This window comes from Streptomyces sp. NPDC041205, assembly GCF_055591765.1.
The window spans coordinates 196,118-212,116 of record NZ_JBVIZH010000007.1 but is presented as its reverse complement, the minus strand read 5'-3'; the positions used below and the strand labels follow the sequence as shown (position 1 = coordinate 212,116).

21 protein-coding genes and 1 tRNA gene are annotated in these 15,999 nt (G+C 68.0%); 8 read left to right on the top strand and 14 right to left on the bottom strand.

Annotated features, from left to right (window positions below):
- The first annotated feature begins 7 nt into the window (after nucleotides 1–7).
- The 3 genes from gyrA (at nucleotide 8) to ACZ6BG_RS28625 (ending at nucleotide 3,627) form a co-directional block, all read left to right on the top strand.
- Nucleotides 8–2,596 (top strand): DNA gyrase subunit A, encoded by a 2,589-nt coding sequence (gene gyrA, locus ACZ6BG_RS28635; RefSeq protein WP_469006688.1) that lies wholly within the window; start codon nucleotides 8–10, stop codon nucleotides 2,594–2,596.
- A gap of 19 nt (nucleotides 2,597–2,615) precedes the next feature.
- Complete coding sequence (locus ACZ6BG_RS28630; protein WP_468453910.1) at nucleotides 2,616–3,365, top strand: DUF3566 domain-containing protein; 750 nt, start codon at nucleotides 2,616–2,618, stop codon at nucleotides 3,363–3,365.
- Nucleotides 3,366–3,550: 185 nt separating this feature from the next.
- A tRNA-Ile gene (locus tag ACZ6BG_RS28625) sits at nucleotides 3,551–3,627 on the top strand.
- Nucleotides 3,628–3,682: 55 nt separating this feature from the next.
- Here the strand turns inward: ACZ6BG_RS28625 and ACZ6BG_RS28620 are convergent.
- The 13 genes from ACZ6BG_RS28620 to ACZ6BG_RS28560 form a co-directional block, all read right to left on the bottom strand.
- On the bottom strand, nucleotides 3,683–4,840 hold the full coding sequence (locus tag ACZ6BG_RS28620) for a tyrosine-type recombinase/integrase (RefSeq protein ID WP_469006685.1): 1,158 nt from the start codon (nucleotides 4,838–4,840) through the stop codon (nucleotides 3,683–3,685).
- Nucleotides 4,840–5,028, bottom strand: a complete 189-nt coding sequence (locus ACZ6BG_RS28615) for a helix-turn-helix domain-containing protein (protein WP_469006682.1) — start codon at nucleotides 5,026–5,028, stop codon at nucleotides 4,840–4,842. Before ACZ6BG_RS28615 ends, ACZ6BG_RS28620 begins: the two co-directional genes overlap by 1 nt.
- Entirely contained in the window at nucleotides 5,025–6,419 is a 1,395-nt protein-coding gene (repSA, locus tag ACZ6BG_RS28610; RefSeq protein ID WP_469006680.1) for a replication initiator protein RepSA, read from the bottom strand. The genes ACZ6BG_RS28615 and repSA overlap by 4 nt, the downstream gene beginning before the upstream one ends.
- On the bottom strand, nucleotides 6,416–6,661 hold the full coding sequence (locus tag ACZ6BG_RS28605; RefSeq protein WP_469006678.1) for a hypothetical protein: 246 nt from the start codon (nucleotides 6,659–6,661) through the stop codon (nucleotides 6,416–6,418). Before ACZ6BG_RS28605 ends, repSA begins: the two co-directional genes overlap by 4 nt.
- A 5-nt stretch (nucleotides 6,662–6,666) precedes the next feature.
- Nucleotides 6,667–6,852 (bottom strand): hypothetical protein, encoded by a 186-nt coding sequence (locus ACZ6BG_RS28600; RefSeq protein ID WP_469006676.1) that lies wholly within the window; start codon nucleotides 6,850–6,852, stop codon nucleotides 6,667–6,669.
- A 123-nt stretch (nucleotides 6,853–6,975) separates the two neighbouring features.
- Nucleotides 6,976–7,281 (bottom strand): hypothetical protein, encoded by a 306-nt coding sequence (locus ACZ6BG_RS28595; protein WP_469006674.1) that lies wholly within the window; start codon nucleotides 7,279–7,281, stop codon nucleotides 6,976–6,978.
- A 19-nt stretch (nucleotides 7,282–7,300) separates the two neighbouring features.
- Nucleotides 7,301–7,489, bottom strand: coding sequence for a mobile element transfer protein (locus ACZ6BG_RS28590; protein ID WP_469006672.1), 189 nt, complete (start codon nucleotides 7,487–7,489; stop codon nucleotides 7,301–7,303).
- Nucleotides 7,490–7,510: 21 nt separating this feature from the next.
- The gene (locus tag ACZ6BG_RS28585) at nucleotides 7,511–8,173 is read right to left on the bottom strand and encodes a DUF2637 domain-containing protein (protein ID WP_469006671.1); all 663 of its coding nucleotides are present in this window, start codon (nucleotides 8,171–8,173) and stop codon (nucleotides 7,511–7,513) included.
- Nucleotides 8,173–8,343: a hypothetical protein gene (locus ACZ6BG_RS28580; RefSeq protein WP_469006667.1), complete on the bottom strand. Its 171-nt coding sequence runs from the start codon at nucleotides 8,341–8,343 to the stop codon at nucleotides 8,173–8,175. Before ACZ6BG_RS28580 ends, ACZ6BG_RS28585 begins: the two co-directional genes overlap by 1 nt.
- A 73-nt stretch (nucleotides 8,344–8,416) precedes the next feature.
- Entirely contained in the window at nucleotides 8,417–8,620 is a 204-nt protein-coding gene (locus ACZ6BG_RS28575) for a hypothetical protein (protein ID WP_469006665.1), read from the bottom strand.
- Between the two features lie 5 nt (nucleotides 8,621–8,625).
- A complete protein-coding gene (locus ACZ6BG_RS28570) occupies nucleotides 8,626–8,793 on the bottom strand; it encodes a hypothetical protein (protein ID WP_469006661.1) in 168 nt (55 codons plus the stop codon).
- Nucleotides 8,794–8,871: 78 nt separating this feature from the next.
- A complete protein-coding gene (locus ACZ6BG_RS28565; RefSeq protein ID WP_469006659.1) occupies nucleotides 8,872–10,212 on the bottom strand; it encodes an FtsK/SpoIIIE domain-containing protein in 1,341 nt (446 codons plus the stop codon).
- 2 nt (nucleotides 10,213–10,214) lie between these two features.
- Nucleotides 10,215–10,544: an SCO3933 family regulatory protein gene (locus ACZ6BG_RS28560; protein WP_469006657.1), complete on the bottom strand. Its 330-nt coding sequence runs from the start codon at nucleotides 10,542–10,544 to the stop codon at nucleotides 10,215–10,217.
- 179 nt (nucleotides 10,545–10,723) lie between these two features.
- Between ACZ6BG_RS28560 and ACZ6BG_RS28555 the strand changes: the two genes are divergently transcribed.
- The 4 genes from ACZ6BG_RS28555 to ACZ6BG_RS28540 all read left to right on the top strand — a co-directional run bounded on the left by ACZ6BG_RS28555 (nucleotide 10,724) and on the right by ACZ6BG_RS28540 (nucleotide 14,673).
- Nucleotides 10,724–11,482 carry a GntR family transcriptional regulator gene (locus ACZ6BG_RS28555; RefSeq protein WP_469006655.1) on the top strand — a complete coding sequence of 253 codons (759 nt, stop codon included), beginning with the start codon at nucleotides 10,724–10,726 and terminating at the stop codon, nucleotides 11,480–11,482.
- 14 nt (nucleotides 11,483–11,496) lie between these two features.
- A complete protein-coding gene (locus tag ACZ6BG_RS28550) occupies nucleotides 11,497–12,039 on the top strand; it encodes a GNAT family N-acetyltransferase (protein ID WP_469006652.1) in 543 nt (180 codons plus the stop codon).
- A gap of 967 nt (nucleotides 12,040–13,006) precedes the next feature.
- Nucleotides 13,007–13,633 carry a hypothetical protein gene (locus ACZ6BG_RS28545; protein ID WP_469006649.1) on the top strand — a complete coding sequence of 209 codons (627 nt, stop codon included), beginning with the start codon at nucleotides 13,007–13,009 and terminating at the stop codon, nucleotides 13,631–13,633.
- The gene (locus ACZ6BG_RS28540) at nucleotides 13,630–14,673 is read left to right on the top strand and encodes a helix-turn-helix domain-containing protein (RefSeq protein WP_469006645.1); all 1,044 of its coding nucleotides are present in this window, start codon (nucleotides 13,630–13,632) and stop codon (nucleotides 14,671–14,673) included. Before ACZ6BG_RS28545 ends, ACZ6BG_RS28540 begins: the two co-directional genes overlap by 4 nt.
- Nucleotides 14,674–15,165: 492 nt before the next feature.
- On the opposite strand, the gene ACZ6BG_RS28535 is transcribed toward ACZ6BG_RS28540, so the two are convergent.
- The gene (locus tag ACZ6BG_RS28535) at nucleotides 15,166–15,498 is read right to left on the bottom strand and encodes a DUF6344 domain-containing protein (protein WP_469006643.1); all 333 of its coding nucleotides are present in this window, start codon (nucleotides 15,496–15,498) and stop codon (nucleotides 15,166–15,168) included.
- A 336-nt stretch (nucleotides 15,499–15,834) separates the two neighbouring features.
- Between ACZ6BG_RS28535 and ACZ6BG_RS28530 the strand changes: the two genes are divergently transcribed.
- Nucleotides 15,835–15,963 carry a DLW-39 family protein gene (locus ACZ6BG_RS28530; protein WP_003999697.1) on the top strand — a complete coding sequence of 43 codons (129 nt, stop codon included), beginning with the start codon at nucleotides 15,835–15,837 and terminating at the stop codon, nucleotides 15,961–15,963.
- Nucleotides 15,964–15,999 lie beyond the last annotated feature (36 nt).

The window sequence follows — 15,999 nt, the reverse complement described above, 5'->3', positions numbered from 1 at the left end:
ACCGGCCATGGCCGACGAGAACAACCCCACCACGCCCGAGGACGACGAAGGCCAGACGCTGCGGATCGAGCCCGTCGGGCTCGAGACCGAGATGCAGCGCTCGTACCTCGACTACGCGATGTCCGTCATCGTGTCCCGCGCGCTGCCCGACGTCCGCGACGGCCTCAAGCCCGTCCACCGCCGCGTCCTGTACGCGATGTACGACGGCGGCTACCGGCCCGAGAAGGGCTTCTACAAGTGCGCCCGCGTCGTCGGCGACGTCATGGGCAACTACCACCCGCACGGCGACTCCTCGATCTACGACGCGCTGGTCCGCCTCGCGCAGCCGTGGTCGATGCGGATGCCGCTGGTGGACTCCAACGGCAACTTCGGCTCCCCGGGCAACGACCCCGCCGCCGCCATGCGCTACACCGAGTGCAAGATGGCGCCGCTGTCCATGGAGATGGTCCGGGACATCGACGAGGAGACCGTCGACTTCACGGACAACTACGACGGCCGCTCCCAGGAGCCCACCGTCCTGCCGTCCCGCTTCCCGAACCTGCTGATCAACGGCTCGGCGGGCATCGCGGTCGGCATGGCGACCAACATCCCGCCGCACAACCTGCGCGAGGTCGCCGCGGGCGCGCAGTGGGCGCTGGAGCACCCCGAGGCCTCGCACGAGGAGCTGCTCGACGCCCTCGTCGAGCGCATCAAGGGACCGGACTTCCCGACCGGCGCCCTCGTCGTCGGCCGCAAGGGCATCGAGGAGGCGTACCGCACGGGCCGCGGCTCCATCACGATGCGCGCGGTCGTCGAGGTCGAGGAGATCCAGAACCGCCAGTGCCTGGTGGTCACCGAACTCCCGTACCAGACGAACCCGGACAACCTCGCGCAGAAGATCGCCGACCTGGTCAAGGACGGCCGCGTCGGCGGCATCGCCGACGTCCGCGACGAGACGTCGTCGCGTACCGGCCAGCGACTCGTCATCGTGCTCAAGCGCGACGCCGTCGCCAAGGTCGTACTGAACAACCTCTACAAGCACACGGACCTGCAGACGAACTTCGGCGCCAACATGCTGGCGCTCGTCGACGGCGTGCCGCGCACGCTCTCGCTCGACGCGTTCATCCGCCACTGGGTCTCCCACCAGATCGAAGTCATCGTCCGGCGCACGAAGTTCCGGCTGCGCAAGGCCGAGGAGCGCGCGCACATCCTGCGCGGTCTGCTGAAGGCGCTCGACGCCATCGACGAGGTCATCGCGCTGATCCGGCGCAGCGACACCGTCGACGTCGCGCGTGAGGGCCTGATGGGCCTGCTGCAGATCGACGAGATCCAGGCGAACGCCATCCTCGAGATGCAGTTGCGCCGACTCGCCGCCCTGGAGCGCCAGAAGATCCTCCAGGAGCACGACGAGCTCCAGCAGAAGATCAACCAGTACAACGCGATCCTGGCTTCGCCCGAGAAGCAGCGCTCGATCGTCAGCGAGGAACTCGCCGCGATCGTCGACAAGTACGGCGAGGACCGCCGCTCCGCGCTCGTGCCGTTCGACGGTGACATGTCCATCGAGGACCTGATCGCCGAAGAGGACATCGTCGTCACGATCACCCGTGGTGGCTACGTCAAGCGCACCAAGACGCACGACTACCGCTCGCAGAAGCGCGGCGGCAAGGGCGTGCGCGGCACGAAGCTCAAGGAAGACGACATCGTCGACCACTTCTTCGTGTCGACGACGCACCACTGGCTGCTGTTCTTCACCAACAAGGGCCGCGTCTACCGCGCGAAGGCCTACGAGCTCCCCGACGCCGGACGCGACGCCCGCGGCCAGCACGTGGCGAACCTGCTCGCCTTCCAGCCGGACGAGCAGATCGCCGAGATCCTCGCGATCCGAGACTACGAGGCGGTGCCCTACCTGGTCCTCGCCACGAAGGCCGGTCTGGTCAAGAAGACGCCTCTGAAGGATTACGATTCGCCCCGCTCCGGCGGCGTCATCGCCATCAATCTGCGCGAGACGGACGACGGTTCGGACGACGAACTGATCGGTGCCGAACTGGTTTCGGCCGAGGACGATCTGCTTCTGATCAGCAAGAAGGCACAGTCGATCCGCTTCACGGCGACCGACGACGCGCTGCGCCCGATGGGCCGCGCGACCTCCGGCGTCAAGGGCATGAGCTTCCGCGACGGCGATCAACTGCTCTCGATGAATGTGGTTCGGCCCGGTACGTTCGTCTTCACCGCCACCGATGGTGGGTACGCGAAGCGGACCGCCGTCGACGAGTACCGCGTCCAGGGCCGCGGTGGCCTCGGCATCAAGGCCGCCAAGATCGTGGAGGACCGCGGTGAGCTCGTCGGCGCGCTGGTGACGGAGGAGACCGATGAGATCCTCGCCATCACCCTGTCCGGCGGTGTGATTCGTACGCGAGTCAACGAGGTCAGGGAGACGGGCCGTGACACCATGGGCGTCCAACTGATCAACCTGGGCAAGCGCGATGCCGTGGTCGGCATCGCACGTAATGCCGAGGCCGGGCGCGAGGCCGAGGAAGTCGACGGCGACGTCGACGAGTCGTCCGACGGCGAGCCGGTGGTCGGCACGGACGAGGGCACCGAGTCCCCGGCCGAGTAGCGCGAGGAGTGAAGTCATCGTGAGTGGAGCCACGGGCGCCGGATCCGCCGGGACGAGTGGAACCGGCACGGAAGGTGCCCGTGGCTCCGCCACTGACGCACCCGACTCGCATGAGTCTCATGGATCCCAGGGGGGGACTGTGACGGACACCCGAGGCCGGACGGGCACGGACACCGAGGGTGGGGGCGCCGGTACGCGGGCTGCTGGGGGGCAGGCCGGGGACGGTGCTTCCGGAAGCCGGGCCGCCGGCAAGCGCGCCGGGGACGGTGCCTCCGGGGCGCTTCCCGGCGAGCGGCAGCCGCAGCAGAACAACCAGCCGTACCACCCGCCGCAGGCCTACCAGGCCGCGCCCGCGGGCGCGGTGCGGCGTCCCCGCACCGGGGCGCGCACCACCCCGCGCACGCGCAAGGCGCGGCTGCGGGTGGCCAAGGCCGACCCGTGGTCGGTGATGAAGGTCAGCTTCCTGCTCTCCATCGCCCTCGGCATCTGCACGATCGTCGCGGCGGCCGTCCTGTGGATGGTCATGGACGCGATGGGCGTCTTCTCCACGGTCGGCGGCACGATCTCCGAGGCCACCGGCTCGAACGAGTCCAACGGCTTCGACCTCCAGGCCTTCCTCTCGCTCCCGCGCGTACTGATCTTCACGTCGATCATTGCGGTCATCGACGTCGTCCTCGCGACGGCCCTCGCGACCCTCGGCGCGTTCATCTACAACCTGTCGGCGGGCTTCGTGGGCGGGATCGAGCTGACGCTGGCCGAGGACGAGTAGGCGGGCCCCTGGGCCTTGGGGGACGTTCGGGGGGCGGCAGGGGGCCGTTCCCGGGCGTTCCGGGTCCGGGGCCAGGGCGCGTCGGCGGTGCGCTCCGCCCCTCGGCATCTATCGATTTTGGGACTGGCCCGGACGTGCGCTAATCTTCAGTGGTCAGCGCGCGGGGCGAACCCGAAGAGCGCGGCGGGGCTATAGCTCAGTTGGTTAGAGCGCATCCCTGATAAGGATGAGGCCACAGGTTCAAATCCTGTTAGCCCCACCAGCACGAAGACCCCCAGTCGATCATGACTGGGGGTCTTTGACATCTACGGCTGACATCAGCCGATAAGTGGATCTTCCAGCAGTTCGGCGAGCATGCTGACCGCTTCCCGCTCACTGTCGCCCACGACGTGCGTGTAGACGTCCATGGTCATGCTGATCTGGCTGTGCCGGAGAATCGCCTGAGCGACCTTGGGGTGCACCTTCAGGAAGGCGAGCAGAGTCCCGCAGGTGTGCCGGGCCAGTCGGACCGTGATGCGACGCACGCCAGCCCGCTTCACCAGCCGATCGAAGGTCCGAGAGAAGCCCACCGGGTCGATCATGCCGCCATGCTCCGAGGAGAAGATCAGGTCATGGTCCGATTCCTGCGACCAGTGGTCACCGGCGATCTTCCGTTCCAGCTCTTGCAGCTCCCTGCGCTCTTCCAGGGCACGCGCGCAGAACTCCGGCAGGGGGAGCACCGCCTGTGACGACTCGGTCTTGAGGTCCTTCAGGACCAGCCCGACACCCTTCACACGCTGCACCTGCTTGACCGGGGTGAACTGCCCCGCCTCGAAGTCCACGTCCTGCCAGCGCAGGCCCAGAAGCTCACTACGGCGGAGACCGAGCACCAGGACCAGGACACAGGCCGCGTAGAGCCGGTGCGCGCGGGTGGTACGGAGGAACATGATCGCCTCACGGGCGTTCCACGCCTTGCCCTTGTCCTTGGTGACCTTGGGCATGTCGACCAGCAGCGCGACGTTGCGCGTCAGCAGCTCTTCGCGGATGGCCCGGTTGAGAGCGTTGCGGAGGACACGAAGCACCTCGAAGCGGGTGGCCGCGCCGACCTTCTCACGCTTCAGCGCCGCCATGAAGGTGCGTAGCTGGGCCGGTGTGAGCTTGGCCAGAGGCTTCTTGCCGAGGTGCGGCAGGAGATAGAGCCTGACCTTGGACTCGTACTTGACGTAGGTGTTGTGCTCCCGCTCCGGCTCGATGATGTGCTCAAGCCAGTAAGCCAGCCATTCCCCCACGGTCCAGGAGCGGGACGGCACTGGAACGCCGTTGCGCTCTTGGTTCTGAAGCTTGCCGAGCTTCTCGTCGGCCTCATCCCAGGTGGCGCCATAGACGTACTTCCGGACGCGGTTGCCGTCAGTGTCGGTCACGTACGCGGCCCCCTGGTACCGGCCATCCTTGCGCTTCGCGATCGTTCCGCCGCCGTTGGGGCGCCTCTTGGCCATCAGTCGCCCCTCTCGATCTGGCGCCGGATGAAGTCCCCGACCGAGTCAGCCGGGATGCGTCGGCAGCCGTCGACTTTGATCGAGACCAGGCGGTGTGTGCGGATCAGGTCGTAGACCTTGGTCCGGCCGACCTTGAGCCGCACCATGACGTCCGGCACGGTCAGCAGCTCAGGGCTTGCAGTGGTCATGCTGCGGCTCCTTCCAGGTCGAGCAGGGCGGGTAGTTCCTCGCGGGCCGTTTCGCGGTTGAGCTGGATCTCACGGCGGATATTGGCGGCGAGCCAGGATTCGCCGGGGGTGTGGCCGTGTCCGGCGTAGGTCCAGTGGGCGAGGGTGAGGGTGGTGGCTTCGGGGTGGTCGTCGGGGTCGGGGAGGCCGAGGGCGGCGCGTTGCTCGCGGGCGCGGTAGTCGGCGCGGACCTGTCGGAGGGCGCCGAGGGTGGTGGAGTAGTGGCGGGACTTGGTGGAGAAGTGGCCGCGAAAGCCAAGCATGTGAGCCCAGTCCCGTAACTTCCGGTCCGGGTAGAGCGCGTGGAGGTCGAGGCAGGCCGCGATCAGCCGGGCGGGATGATCCGGGACGTCGAGGAGGACCAAGGCCTCTTTGTTGCCGATGCGGCGGTCCACGGTGCCGGTCGTCTCCGCTGCCTTGGTGGCGTACTTGGCAACGTATGAGGCAACCGCGGCTTCGGTGATCTCTTCGCCGTGGCCGAAGGCGCCGATCGTCTGCACGTCGAGCTGGGTGCCCCACTGTAGAACCCGAGCCGGTTGGTCACCGGCCGGGGGCACGTCGACTTGGACGCGAGCAGCGGCGGCCCGGATCGCTGCTTCCAGCAGGTCCAGGGTTGCCCAGGGCGGGGGCGGGGAGTCGGGCCCTCCGGGGCCGTCGAAGCGGATCACGGCATGGAAGTGCACGGCGCCGCGCTTCTGGTATTCGGCGACCTTGCCGAAGGAGAGCCGGGACTGTTCCCGGGCAGCTTTCTGGGTCAGTCCGGCCCGGCGTGCGATCTCGCGGCGGAGGTAGATCGTGAAGTAGCGCCACAGGTCGGAGGCGTGGTTGTTCCAGAGCACGGCGCCCGCGTAGTCGTACGTCGCCGGATCCAGCGGCGTACCGAGTGCCGGGTCGTCGTCGGCGTGCCGTTGGCCGCAGCGGCAGGGGCGGGGGCCGGGCCGGTTGTGGACGGGGCCGAAGGACGGGGCGGTGAGGGTGGCGAAGACGCGGGGGTGGTCGCGCACGGTGTGCGGGGTGCCCTTGGCGGGGTCGCCGACCAGTCCGGCACGGATCAGGTGGTAGGTGTCGCCCGCATACGTCCAGGCGCAGGCCGGGCAGCGGGAGGCCCGGCGGTTGCCGCACGCGATCCGGAGCATGCCGCCGGGCTCGTGGTCGGTGGTGTAGGCGTGGAGAACGGTCTTGGTGGCGGGGTCGATCGTCTTCGTTCCGCCGATCAGGCGGATCGGGTCGGCGCATCCTCCGGTGCGGCGGATCTGTTCTTGCCAGCGGTCGAAGCCCGGTTGCCCGGCCACCCTCAGTACGTCGGTGAGGGTGGCCGGGTCCAGGCCCGCCAGGGTGGCGGTGTCGGTCATCGGGCACCGTCCTTGCGGCGCTTGCGCGGGGGGTCCGAGTGGTAGCGGCTGGTGCCCAGGTCGCGGCCCTCGTGCTGGTGACGCGGGGCGTCGGGGTTACGGGTGTTCCAGTCCTCGGCGCACACCTTGTGGACGGGTTCGCCGGAGTGCGCGCGTAAGGGGGTGGGCTTGCCGCACTGGGTGCAGGCGCAGGCGTCGCCGTGGTCGTAGTGCTGGGCGGAGTTCCAGTTCAGGAGTCCCACGACGCTCACCGCCCCGTCTGGGCCAGGGTGGCGGCGGGGGTGGTGTGGCCGGTGCCCTGGCAGGCCCGGCAGACGACGCGGTGGGTGGTGCGGGTGCCGTCGGTCTGGCGGGTGCCGGTGGTGATGGCGACGACGGGGAAGCCGCCGCAGTTGGGGCAGAGGCGGGCGTGGGTGGGGATGCCGTACGGCATGATGAAGGCGCCTTTCGGGTCCGGTGGATCAGGAAGGTGGAAGGCGCCCGGGGCGGCGAATCTTTGGCGAGAGGGGCCGTCCCGGGGGCTGGTCAGATGCGGCCGGAGCGCTTGCGTCCGGCGTTACTTGCCCAGTGCGCCGGGGGATTTCCGGCGCCTGGATGCGCGGTTGAGGGCGACGCCGACGCCGCAGGTGGCCGACAGCACGGAGACGACCGACGCGGCGACGACCTGGACGACGAACGCGATCACCAGCAGCAGCGCGACCGAGCCCGTGATGACCACGAGCGTGAGGACGACCGGGCCGGTGTAGTTGCGGGGTGCTTCCTGGACGATCACGACCTTGCGCAGGTCTGTGCCGGGCGGGATCTGCCGGTACAGATCGGCGGGGATGTGACCGGCGCGAAGCTGTTCGTCGGGCAGGCGCATGGGATCTCTCCTTGCCCGGTCAGGCGGTGCAGCGGTGGGTGCGGGCGGCGAGTTCGGCGGCCGAGCGGTCGCCGTGCTCGGTGGAGAAGCCGCACTTGGGGGCGGTGCACGCGGCGGTGTGGCGGGTGCGGCCACGGCCGTTGTGGAACGTGGCGACCTGGACCGGGCCGATGCGGAGCACGTCGTAGAAGCGGTTCGGGCGGGCCATGAGGGTTGATCTCCTTTCGGTTCAGGCGAGTTGGGCGACGATCGCTCCGGCGAGGGCTTCGGGGATGCCGAGGCGGGCACGCAGGGCGGCGGTGTCGATGTCGCTGCCGGTGCGGGTGCGGTGCTCGGTGGCGACCTTCCGGGCGTGATCCAGCAGGGCCGGAGGCACAGCAGGGCCAGGCTCCGTGCGGGCCGGGGCCGCTTCGGGCAACGCCGGGGGCGAGACCGGGGTGGGCGCCGGGGCGTCCGGGGCCGGTTCCGGCGCGGCCGGTGCCGGGCGCTCGGCCACCGGCTCCGGTTCCGGCGCGGGGGCGGTGCGGGGTGTGGGCTGGTGGGCCAGGAGGGTGCCGCCGAGGAAGGCCAGCGCGGGCCATCCGGCGACGCTGAACCGCAACCAGGCCGGGGGGTGTTCAAGGTCGAGGAATCCGGCAGTGGCGACGTTGGCACCCAGCGAGGCGACCAGGGCGATCACGAACCAGCACCACGCCAGGGACGATCCACCGGCGCGCAGTCGGCGCCAGGAGGCGACCAGCAGCAGGTCAACCGAGACCGGGTAGGCCCATGCCTTCCAGCCCGACTGTCCGGCCGCCGCAGCGATGTCGTGGAGGTGGGCGAACGACAGGGCACCGGCGATGACGGCCTGAACGAGGACTGCGTCCGGGCGCCAGGCGGAGGGGCGGGCCATCACTGCCACCCCACATCGGTGATGATCCGCTCAGTGGCGGGGTAGCTGTCGGCAACCGCGTGGCCGATGTAGTCCTTCACGTCGGCGCGCACGTCCTCACGCGGGACGCCGTACTCGCTGGCCCACTCCTCAGCGTTCACGGTGACGGTAAGGGTGATGCGGACCTTCATCACGTACTCCCTTCCGGGCTGGAAGCCGGGGCGGGGCGGGGATCGTGTCCGGCCGCCCGGCCCCGGCGCTCGTTCACGGCGTGGGGGTGCTGGTGTCGTCGTCGACCTCGAACAGACCCTCCTGGCCCTCGATGGCCGAGGCGGAGCCGGTAGCCAGGCCCCGGGTCACGGGGATGGGCGGGGCGACCTGACCGCTGCCCTTGCACAGCGGGCACTTACGCGCCCGGGGCTTGTCCGGTGCCTTGCGAGGCTGGGCGGGACTCTTGCGCGCGGCCATGACCATCACCGCGTCCGTTCGGTGTCGCTGTCGTCGCCCTGGTCCACGTCGCCGTAGCCGCTCATGACCTCCGGCGCGTTGTTCAGCGCGGACAGCAACGCGGACTCCAGCGGATCAACGGCCGGACGCGGCGGCGGGGTCGGGGTCGGCCCGGGGAACGGGAGAACAGTCACGGTGATCACTCCATTTCAGGCATGGCTGAGGTAGGGACGTGGCACGAGGCGGTCGCGCCGACCGGTGGAGCGGGGGTGTTAGTCGGTGACCGGGCGAGGCTTGACCAGCGACGGACCGGCCGCCGACACCTCGGCAGGCACGTAGGGGCGGAACGGGGCCAGGAACGGCAAGTCCGGGGTGAGGTGGGCGAATTCGCGGCAGACAGCCGCCGCCTGATCCGGGGTGGTCGCGGGGGTGCGGATGCGCGACCAGTAGGCGGAGGCGTCACCGGCCACCGCCACGCCGGGGCGGTCCGCGCGGATGCCCAGCACGGACACCACGGCGTCGGGGGCAATGTCACCCAGGCCCATGTCGGCGGTCTGCTTGTCGTTGACACGGTGCACGACCCGGCCGGTGAGCTGGGCGCGCAGGGCGGTCGCGCCCTTGCCCAGATCGGAGCCGAAGCGCTGGCCACAGGCTTCCAGGTAGATCCCGACCGCGCGGGCCATCTGCCCGAGCCGGACCAGTTGCATGACCATGTGGTCGCGGGCCGGTTCGTCCTTCTTGGACGTGACCAGGAAGAGTTCCGCCACCTCGTCGATCAGTACGACCAGCGGCACGGGCCGCAGCTTGGCGGGCAGCTCCCACAGGTCCGAGACCCCGTGCAGGGCGAGCAGGTCGAAGCGGTCTTCCATCTCGCCGACGAGCGCGTCGACCAGGTCCCCGGCGCTCTGCCGGTCGGTGGCCAGCGCCGACAGGCGGGGCGCGTACCGGTGTTGCTCGACGCCGCGCTTGCAGTCGATCCCGACCAGTGCGACGGGCAACTGCGCGAGGCCCTTGATCAGGTTGCGCTGGTACATCGACTTGCCGGACTGGTTCGCCCCCAGGGTCAGCGCGTGCGGGATCTTGCGGTAGTCCCGCTCGAAGACCGAGCCGTCCTCGCGCAGCGCGACCGGGACGATGAGGTCACGGGGGACGGCCCTGCGCGGCATCCGCACCCGATTGAGCACGTCGTAGCCCGTCATCCGCAGCTCGACATACCCGGGCCTGGTCTCCGCCACGGTCACCGAGTGCACCCCGAAGGTGTGCCGCAGGCGCACGGCGGACGCGGCGACGTCGGCGGGTTCCAGACCGGCGGGGAGACGGAGCGTCACCCGCAGGCCGGTCGAACTCGGGCGGACCCGGCGGATCTTCGGCGCCACCGGCCGCACCTCACGACGGGCCACGTTGCGGGCCATGAAGGCGCGGAAGCCGGACGGCTGCACCGTCAGACCGCACACCTCCATCGTGGACCGGTAGGTCCAGGTGACCCGGGCCCACGTGGCCGGAAGGCCGACCAGCGACCAGTACACGCGCGGCGCACGGTACTTGGCCATGCCCAGCCCGCTGACACCAGCGGCAGCGCCGCCCAGTTCTAACCAGGTCACGACGTCGGCCATGATCAGGCCCCCAGCGGGGTGACCGCGACCGCGCTGAACGCGATACCCGAGCGCTTCTCGCCCTTGATCACGTTCTCCCAGTCCTTCGCCTTCAGGTTGATGACCTGGACCGGCATGCCCGGCGCGAGCCCCTCGGGGTAGCCGCTCTCGGGGACCGTGACCTTGAGAAGGTTGCCCTCCCCCTCGTCCGAGACCAGCAGGCCCACGGTCGACAGGGGCTTGCCCTCCTGATTCACGGCCCGCTCGCCGGTCTGGAAGTTCTTCACCTTCGGTTCGGGCGCGGTCGCCACGAACACCAGGGCGGTTGAAGTGTCGATCTTGAAGGACGGCATTGAAGCTCCCTCGAAAGTACCTCCGTAAGGAGATCTCCTCACGGGAACCTCCTTAAGGAGGTCTCACGGAAGAGAATGGACCTCCTTAAGGAGGTTGGCAAGAGGGTTGGCGAAACTTCTCTAGGGTGACCTCCTTAAGGAGGCCTACACTTGGGAGGAGACCCAGAGGAGGCCAAGCAATGCCCGCCAAGAAGCGGCTCAACAGCCGTGAGATCGCTGATCAGTTGCGCAAGAAGATCGAGTCCGGTGAGTACCTTCCCGGCTCCGTCCTGCCTTCCGAGCGTGAGTTGATCGAGACCTATGGCATCTCCAGCGCCACCGCCAGCAAGGTCACTGGACTCCTCAAGTCGACCGGCCTGGTCGAGAGCCAGGTGGGGCGAGGGGTGTTCGTACGCCGCCGAACCCAGCTCATCCGGCATGCGCACGATCGCTACGCCCGACACTGGCGGGAAGCGGGCAAGGCTCCGTTCCGCGCCGAAGTCGAGGCGCAGGGGCGAACAGCCCGCGTCGAGGTGACCGACATCGCGCGGCTCGTCCCAGAGAAGTGGGTGAACGAACGACTCGCCCTCCCGATTGGCCAGGAAGTCGTACGGCGCGAGAACACGTACTTCGTCGACGACCATGCGGTACAGATCGTGAACACGTACATCCCGCTGTCGATCGCCGCAGACACTCGGTTGGAGGTGGCCGTTCCTGGCCCCGGTGGGATCTACGCGGCATTCGAGCAACTGGGGCACCGCTTGACGCGCATGCTCGAAGAGGTCCAGGCCCGGATGCCACGGACGGACGAAGCGCAGCGGCTCAACGCCTCGCCGGGGACCCCAGTGTTGGACGTGTTGCACATCAGCTACGACCAGGACGAGACCCCGATGGACGTCAGCCACTTCGTTCTGCGCGGTGACGAGAACGTCCTTACCTACGAGCTGCCGACCGACTGACGGGAGTCATCCCCATGCGAGCCGAAGCAGAGGCGGAACGGCCTTTCGAGGTGCGCCCACGTCGTGACGAAGACGTCGCCGAGGCTGCGGCTGCTCTCGTTGCGGTCCACGCTGTCGACGGGTACCCCGTGGAAGGTGTCGACCATCCGGAGGCATGGCTCAACGCGCCTGAAATGATCCAAGCTTGGGTCGCCGTGCGGGCGGGGCGCGTAGTTGGTCACGCGGGAGTTTGTACGCCGCACGACGACGAGGCGGCGGCGGTTTGGCTTGATCAAAGCGGGGAGGACGGTTCTCGGATCGTGGTCGCCGCGAGGCTCTTCGTGGCGCCGGAAGCCCGGGGGATGGGGCTCGGAGAATGCCTCACCAGGACGGTCATGGACCATGCGCGGCAGCACGGTGTTCGGCTCGCCTTTGAGGTCATGGCCAAGGACACCGCTGCGATACGGCTCTACGAGCGGCTGGGGTGCCGTGAGATTGGGCAGATCGTCCACCGCTTCGGAGCCGACCAGCAGACGGAAGCGATCTGCTTCGTCTGGCCTGCCCCTGATGGCGCCTGAGCTGTTACAGATTTCTCTACCTCATCAAGCCCCGCCGTTCCGGCGGGGAAGGGGGCTCGTCCTTCGGGAGCTCCCGCAGAGGCACACCGGCACAGGCCCGGTTGCCCGTCGTGGAACCCGGCGCCTTGCGGCCGCAGTATGCGCGAGTGCCCTAAGTGCCTTCCGCTTCGCAGGCGCCGGGCGCGCCGGGGCTGGCCGGGCCGGTGGCTTCCCGGAGCGCGGACGGGGTGGGGGCTCTTGCCCTGTCGGGCATCCGGTGCGCTGGCCCATCGGCTCTTCCAGCCGCCGCTACGGGATCACACCCACCGGCCCGCACTGCGGGCCAGCGGGGCTCGGGGACTCGGGGCTTGCGCTCCATGCCTTCGGCACCGCGCCGCCCCGGCCCCCGGCCCCGCGCCACGTAATGCCACGGGGTTGATCCCGCTTCACGCTCTGGCCCGCCCAAGGGCGATGCACCGGACCGAGCGCTGATACCCACCCCACCCTGCGTACCAGAGCCGGGCCCGGATGCCGCAGCGGCCAGCGACCCGCACGCATGCCACCAGAGCAGCCGCAACCCTTCCCCGGGCGGAGGGTGCCCACGGCCGCAGGCCCACCGGTGCCGGCGGGAGCGAAGGCGAGTGGGATGAAGGGGGTACGTCGTGGCCGGGGCGGTCGGTTCCACGGCTTTAGGCAGCCACCATGGGGCGAGCCTCTAAGATCATGGCCCCGATTCGGGCTGTTGCGGGCAGGCGAGGTGCTGCCCGAATCGCGGCCAGCGTAAGGGGCCATGATCACTCGCCCCATGGCAGCTCCCGCCCAAAGCCGCTCCACCGACCGCGTCGTAGCGCAAGCCCGGTGGATCTCTACTTCAGGCCCACGTGGGTTGTCAGTGGGTCCCTGTACGTTCCGAGTAGTCGCCCGCTCACCAAGTTGCCCTCGATAAAAGCTGGACATCCAGGTCAAGCAGGGTGGTATATTTTCCGGCATGAAATCCTATCCGGATCCTGAGGGTGTCCTGTCTGGTCTTGGTGACAAAGTCACCAACAGCCTGGCTCGCGCTGTCGCCAAGACGCGCAAGGACCTCGCTGCGTACCGTGAGACTCACGCATCGTGGGTTTCTGACAGCAGCGAGCGGGGTCTGGCGAACTGGATCCATGACCGCCTTTGGGCGAATCTGTGCTCCGAGTTTGAAGGTCATCCTGGGGTTTGGCTCAGTGACCGTGAGCCGACGCGTGAAATCACCGTCGGTGTCAACTATCGATTGCGAGTGAAGCGTCACCGCATCGAGGGCAAGGTCAGCAGCTACGCTACGCAGACTGCGCTGGACTTTTACGCTCAAGGAGCGCAGCAAGCGTTCCCTGGTTTTGAAGAGGTTCGCCTGATCGCGGGCTACGACTGGGATGCTGACACCCGTTCCATGGGAGATGCGGTTCTGTCTCTGAGGGATGGCGAAGAGGAAGTGATCTGGCACATCGCGCTGCCGGAAGCGGGCACCGGTACCGTTGGCGTCCCTGCACAGCCGATTCGTCCCACAGAGCCCGAGCCTGCGCTCCCCACGATCGACCTGCCCGAGGCAGGTTCTGGCGACATCAAGGGAGAAGTGGGCACATGACCGCCCTCGGCGAAGCGATCACCACTGCTCGCCGGGCACGAGGATTGACCCAGGAAGAGCTGGCGACAGCGGCTGGCGTGACGCAAGCGGCCCTGTCCCGGTACGAGAACGGTATGCGGGAGGCAGACAGTGACGTACTGGCTCGTCTCGCCGCTGCCCTCGGCGTGACTGCATCCTTCCTTAGAGCGGCAGGGGCAGTCCGAGGCGCCATGGCAGTCGATGCACACATGCGGCGCAGAGCCACTGCCAAAGCCACAACCTGGCGACAGCTTGAGGCCAAGCTCAACATGTATCGGATGCACATTCGGCATCTGATGGAGGAGGTCTCACTCAAGGCAAACCAGCAGATCCCGTGCTTTGACCCAGTGGAGACAGATCCTGCTGATGCCGCCCGGATGGTTCGCATGCAGTGGCGGATGCCCATCGGGCCTGTGCGATCAGTTGCGCGCTGGATGGAAGCAGCCGGTTGCGTGATCTTGTCCGAGGACTTCGCGACGTCTCGCGTTGATGGTCTGTCGCAGTGGGTTGATGACTACCCGGTTGTGATGATCAACCTGTTGGCTCCAACAGACAGGCTTCGCCTCACCCTGGGGCATGAGCTCGGGCACCTATGCCTCCATGCCTACGAGGTCACCCCCGACATGGAAGAGCAGGCCAACCGGTTTGCTGCTGAGTTCCTGATGCCTGAGGAAGTGATTCGCCCCCAACTGAGAAACCTCAACCTGGGGCGTTTGCACGACCTGAAGCGTGAGTGGGGCACCTCCATGCAGGCTCTCATCGAGCACGCTTACCGCCTCAACACCATCACTGCGAGCAAGCGTGAGTACCTCTACAAACAGCTCAGCAGCAAGGGGTGGCGCACACGCGAGCCGTTGAGTGAAGAGCTGGCACCTGAGGCACCTGTGCTTGCTCAGTCCATTGGCGATGCCATGGTGGATAAAGGGCTCACGCTCGACGAGATTGCCCGGATGGCCGGATTTTCTGAAGCTTCACAGAACACGATCTTTGTCCCAAAGAGTCGGCGTCTGCGCGCGCTTTGATCACAGGGCAAAGCGCGGTGCAACGTTGTCAAGCCTTCAGGCCAGGGCTGACATCAGCGCGTGACACCAACGGCGGCGAACTTTGAAGGTCCACCACGCACGTTGGCGATCCCATCCACTGAGGTAGTCGGGCGCTGAGCAAGGTTGGCCGAGCACCATGGTCGACCTGATAAGGATGAGGCCACAGGTTCAAATCCTGTTAGCCCCACAGTGTCGAAGCAGTACGAAGAGGGCGTCTCCCCGAGAGGGAGGCGCCCTCTTCGTATGTCTCATGACGCTGGGGTGCCCCTCGGCCTGGCACCGGTGTGCCTCTCGGCCCGGCACGGGGGCTTGGCAGCCCGCAGTGCGGGCGCTTGGCAGTCCACGGCGTGGACGCTTGGCAGTCCACGGCACTGGTGCTTCGCAGCGCGCACGAGAAGACCCCCAGCCGGTGCGGGCTGGGGGTCTTCTCGTCTGTACGGGGTGGTACCTGCGGCTATGGCGCCGTGGAGGCTACGGCTCCGCGGCGAGGTGGTCTGCCGGTGGGTTCTGCGGGTCGTTCTGGTCTTCCGCGTCCGTCGTCGGCAGGTGGCGGCAGCTCGGTGTGGAGCCGTGGGCCTCGGCGCGGATGCGTTGCTTCATGGTGGGGGGCAAGGAGCGTTCGTATGCCGCCTGCCAGAGGGCCGCGAAGGGAGCCGTCGGGCTCGTGGTGCTTTCGCACGTGGTCGTGGCCCGGTGTGCCGGGGCGGCCGCCGTGGCGGTCGAGGTGAGTCCCAGCGTGGCGAACAGTGCGAGCACCGCGGTGACGAGTGCGGTCCACAGCTTCATGGCCTTGGTGGCGGTCATGGCCCCTCACATTCAGGTTGGGCGATTTGCGTACTTTCCTCATGATGTGTATGCCGGGCCGGAAGTGCGGGACCGACGCCCGCGCCGCGTCGATGTTCTGATGAACACCACCCGGATGGGCGCAAGCGGCCCGAGGGGGCCAGGAAATGGGGCAAGGGCGGCGAAAATCACAGTGGCCGGGGCGTGGGTGGAGCTCGATGATCCGCTTCTACTGCGGTGATCAGGCCGGGAGTTGGGGCCCGAGCGGGGCGGGATCCAGGTCACCGATCGGTATCGGGCGGTGTGTATAGTCGGGCGCCAGAAGTCCCCTACGTCAAGGAAAGACGAGGTCGCGCGGTGAAGAAGCTTCTCCTGGTCGCACTGGCCGCCATCGGCGGGCTCCTCGTGTACCGCCAGATCCAGGCGGATCGCGCCGAGCAGGATCTGTGGACGGAGGCGACTGACTCCGTGCCCACGGGTTCGTGAGTATCGACAGCAGTCTCGTCACAGGGCCCCGGTCGC

What these genes read in the sequence shown, in the direction of transcription:
- gyrA (WP_469006688.1), top strand. Translation starts at nt 8, where the DNA reads ATGGCCGACGAGAACAACCCCACCACGCCCGAGGACGACGAAGGCCAG.
- ACZ6BG_RS28620 (WP_469006685.1), bottom strand. Translation starts at nt 4,840, where the DNA reads ATGGCCAAGAGGCGCCCCAACGGCGGCGGAACGATCGCGAAGCGCAAG.
- ACZ6BG_RS28615 (WP_469006682.1), bottom strand. Translation starts at nt 5,028, where the DNA reads ATGACCACTGCAAGCCCTGAGCTGCTGACCGTGCCGGACGTCATGGTG.
- repSA (WP_469006680.1), bottom strand. Translation starts at nt 6,419, where the DNA reads ATGACCGACACCGCCACCCTGGCGGGCCTGGACCCGGCCACCCTCACC.
- ACZ6BG_RS28600 (WP_469006676.1), bottom strand. Translation starts at nt 6,852, where the DNA reads ATGCCGTACGGCATCCCCACCCACGCCCGCCTCTGCCCCAACTGCGGC.
- ACZ6BG_RS28595 (WP_469006674.1), bottom strand. Translation starts at nt 7,281, where the DNA reads ATGCGCCTGCCCGACGAACAGCTTCGCGCCGGTCACATCCCCGCCGAT.
- ACZ6BG_RS28590 (WP_469006672.1), bottom strand. Translation starts at nt 7,489, where the DNA reads ATGGCCCGCCCGAACCGCTTCTACGACGTGCTCCGCATCGGCCCGGTC.
- ACZ6BG_RS28585 (WP_469006671.1), bottom strand. Translation starts at nt 8,173, where the DNA reads ATGGCCCGCCCCTCCGCCTGGCGCCCGGACGCAGTCCTCGTTCAGGCC.
- ACZ6BG_RS28580 (WP_469006667.1), bottom strand. Translation starts at nt 8,343, where the DNA reads ATGAAGGTCCGCATCACCCTTACCGTCACCGTGAACGCTGAGGAGTGG.
- ACZ6BG_RS28575 (WP_469006665.1), bottom strand. Translation starts at nt 8,620, where the DNA reads ATGGCCGCGCGCAAGAGTCCCGCCCAGCCTCGCAAGGCACCGGACAAG.
- ACZ6BG_RS28565 (WP_469006659.1), bottom strand. Translation starts at nt 10,212, where the DNA reads ATGGCCGACGTCGTGACCTGGTTAGAACTGGGCGGCGCTGCCGCTGGT.
- ACZ6BG_RS28560 (WP_469006657.1), bottom strand. Translation starts at nt 10,544, where the DNA reads ATGCCGTCCTTCAAGATCGACACTTCAACCGCCCTGGTGTTCGTGGCG.
- ACZ6BG_RS28555 (WP_469006655.1), top strand. Translation starts at nt 10,724, where the DNA reads ATGCCCGCCAAGAAGCGGCTCAACAGCCGTGAGATCGCTGATCAGTTG.
- ACZ6BG_RS28550 (WP_469006652.1), top strand. Translation starts at nt 11,497, where the DNA reads ATGCGAGCCGAAGCAGAGGCGGAACGGCCTTTCGAGGTGCGCCCACGT.
- ACZ6BG_RS28545 (WP_469006649.1), top strand. Translation starts at nt 13,007, where the DNA reads ATGAAATCCTATCCGGATCCTGAGGGTGTCCTGTCTGGTCTTGGTGAC.
- ACZ6BG_RS28540 (WP_469006645.1), top strand. Translation starts at nt 13,630, where the DNA reads ATGACCGCCCTCGGCGAAGCGATCACCACTGCTCGCCGGGCACGAGGA.
- ACZ6BG_RS28535 (WP_469006643.1), bottom strand. Translation starts at nt 15,498, where the DNA reads ATGACCGCCACCAAGGCCATGAAGCTGTGGACCGCACTCGTCACCGCG.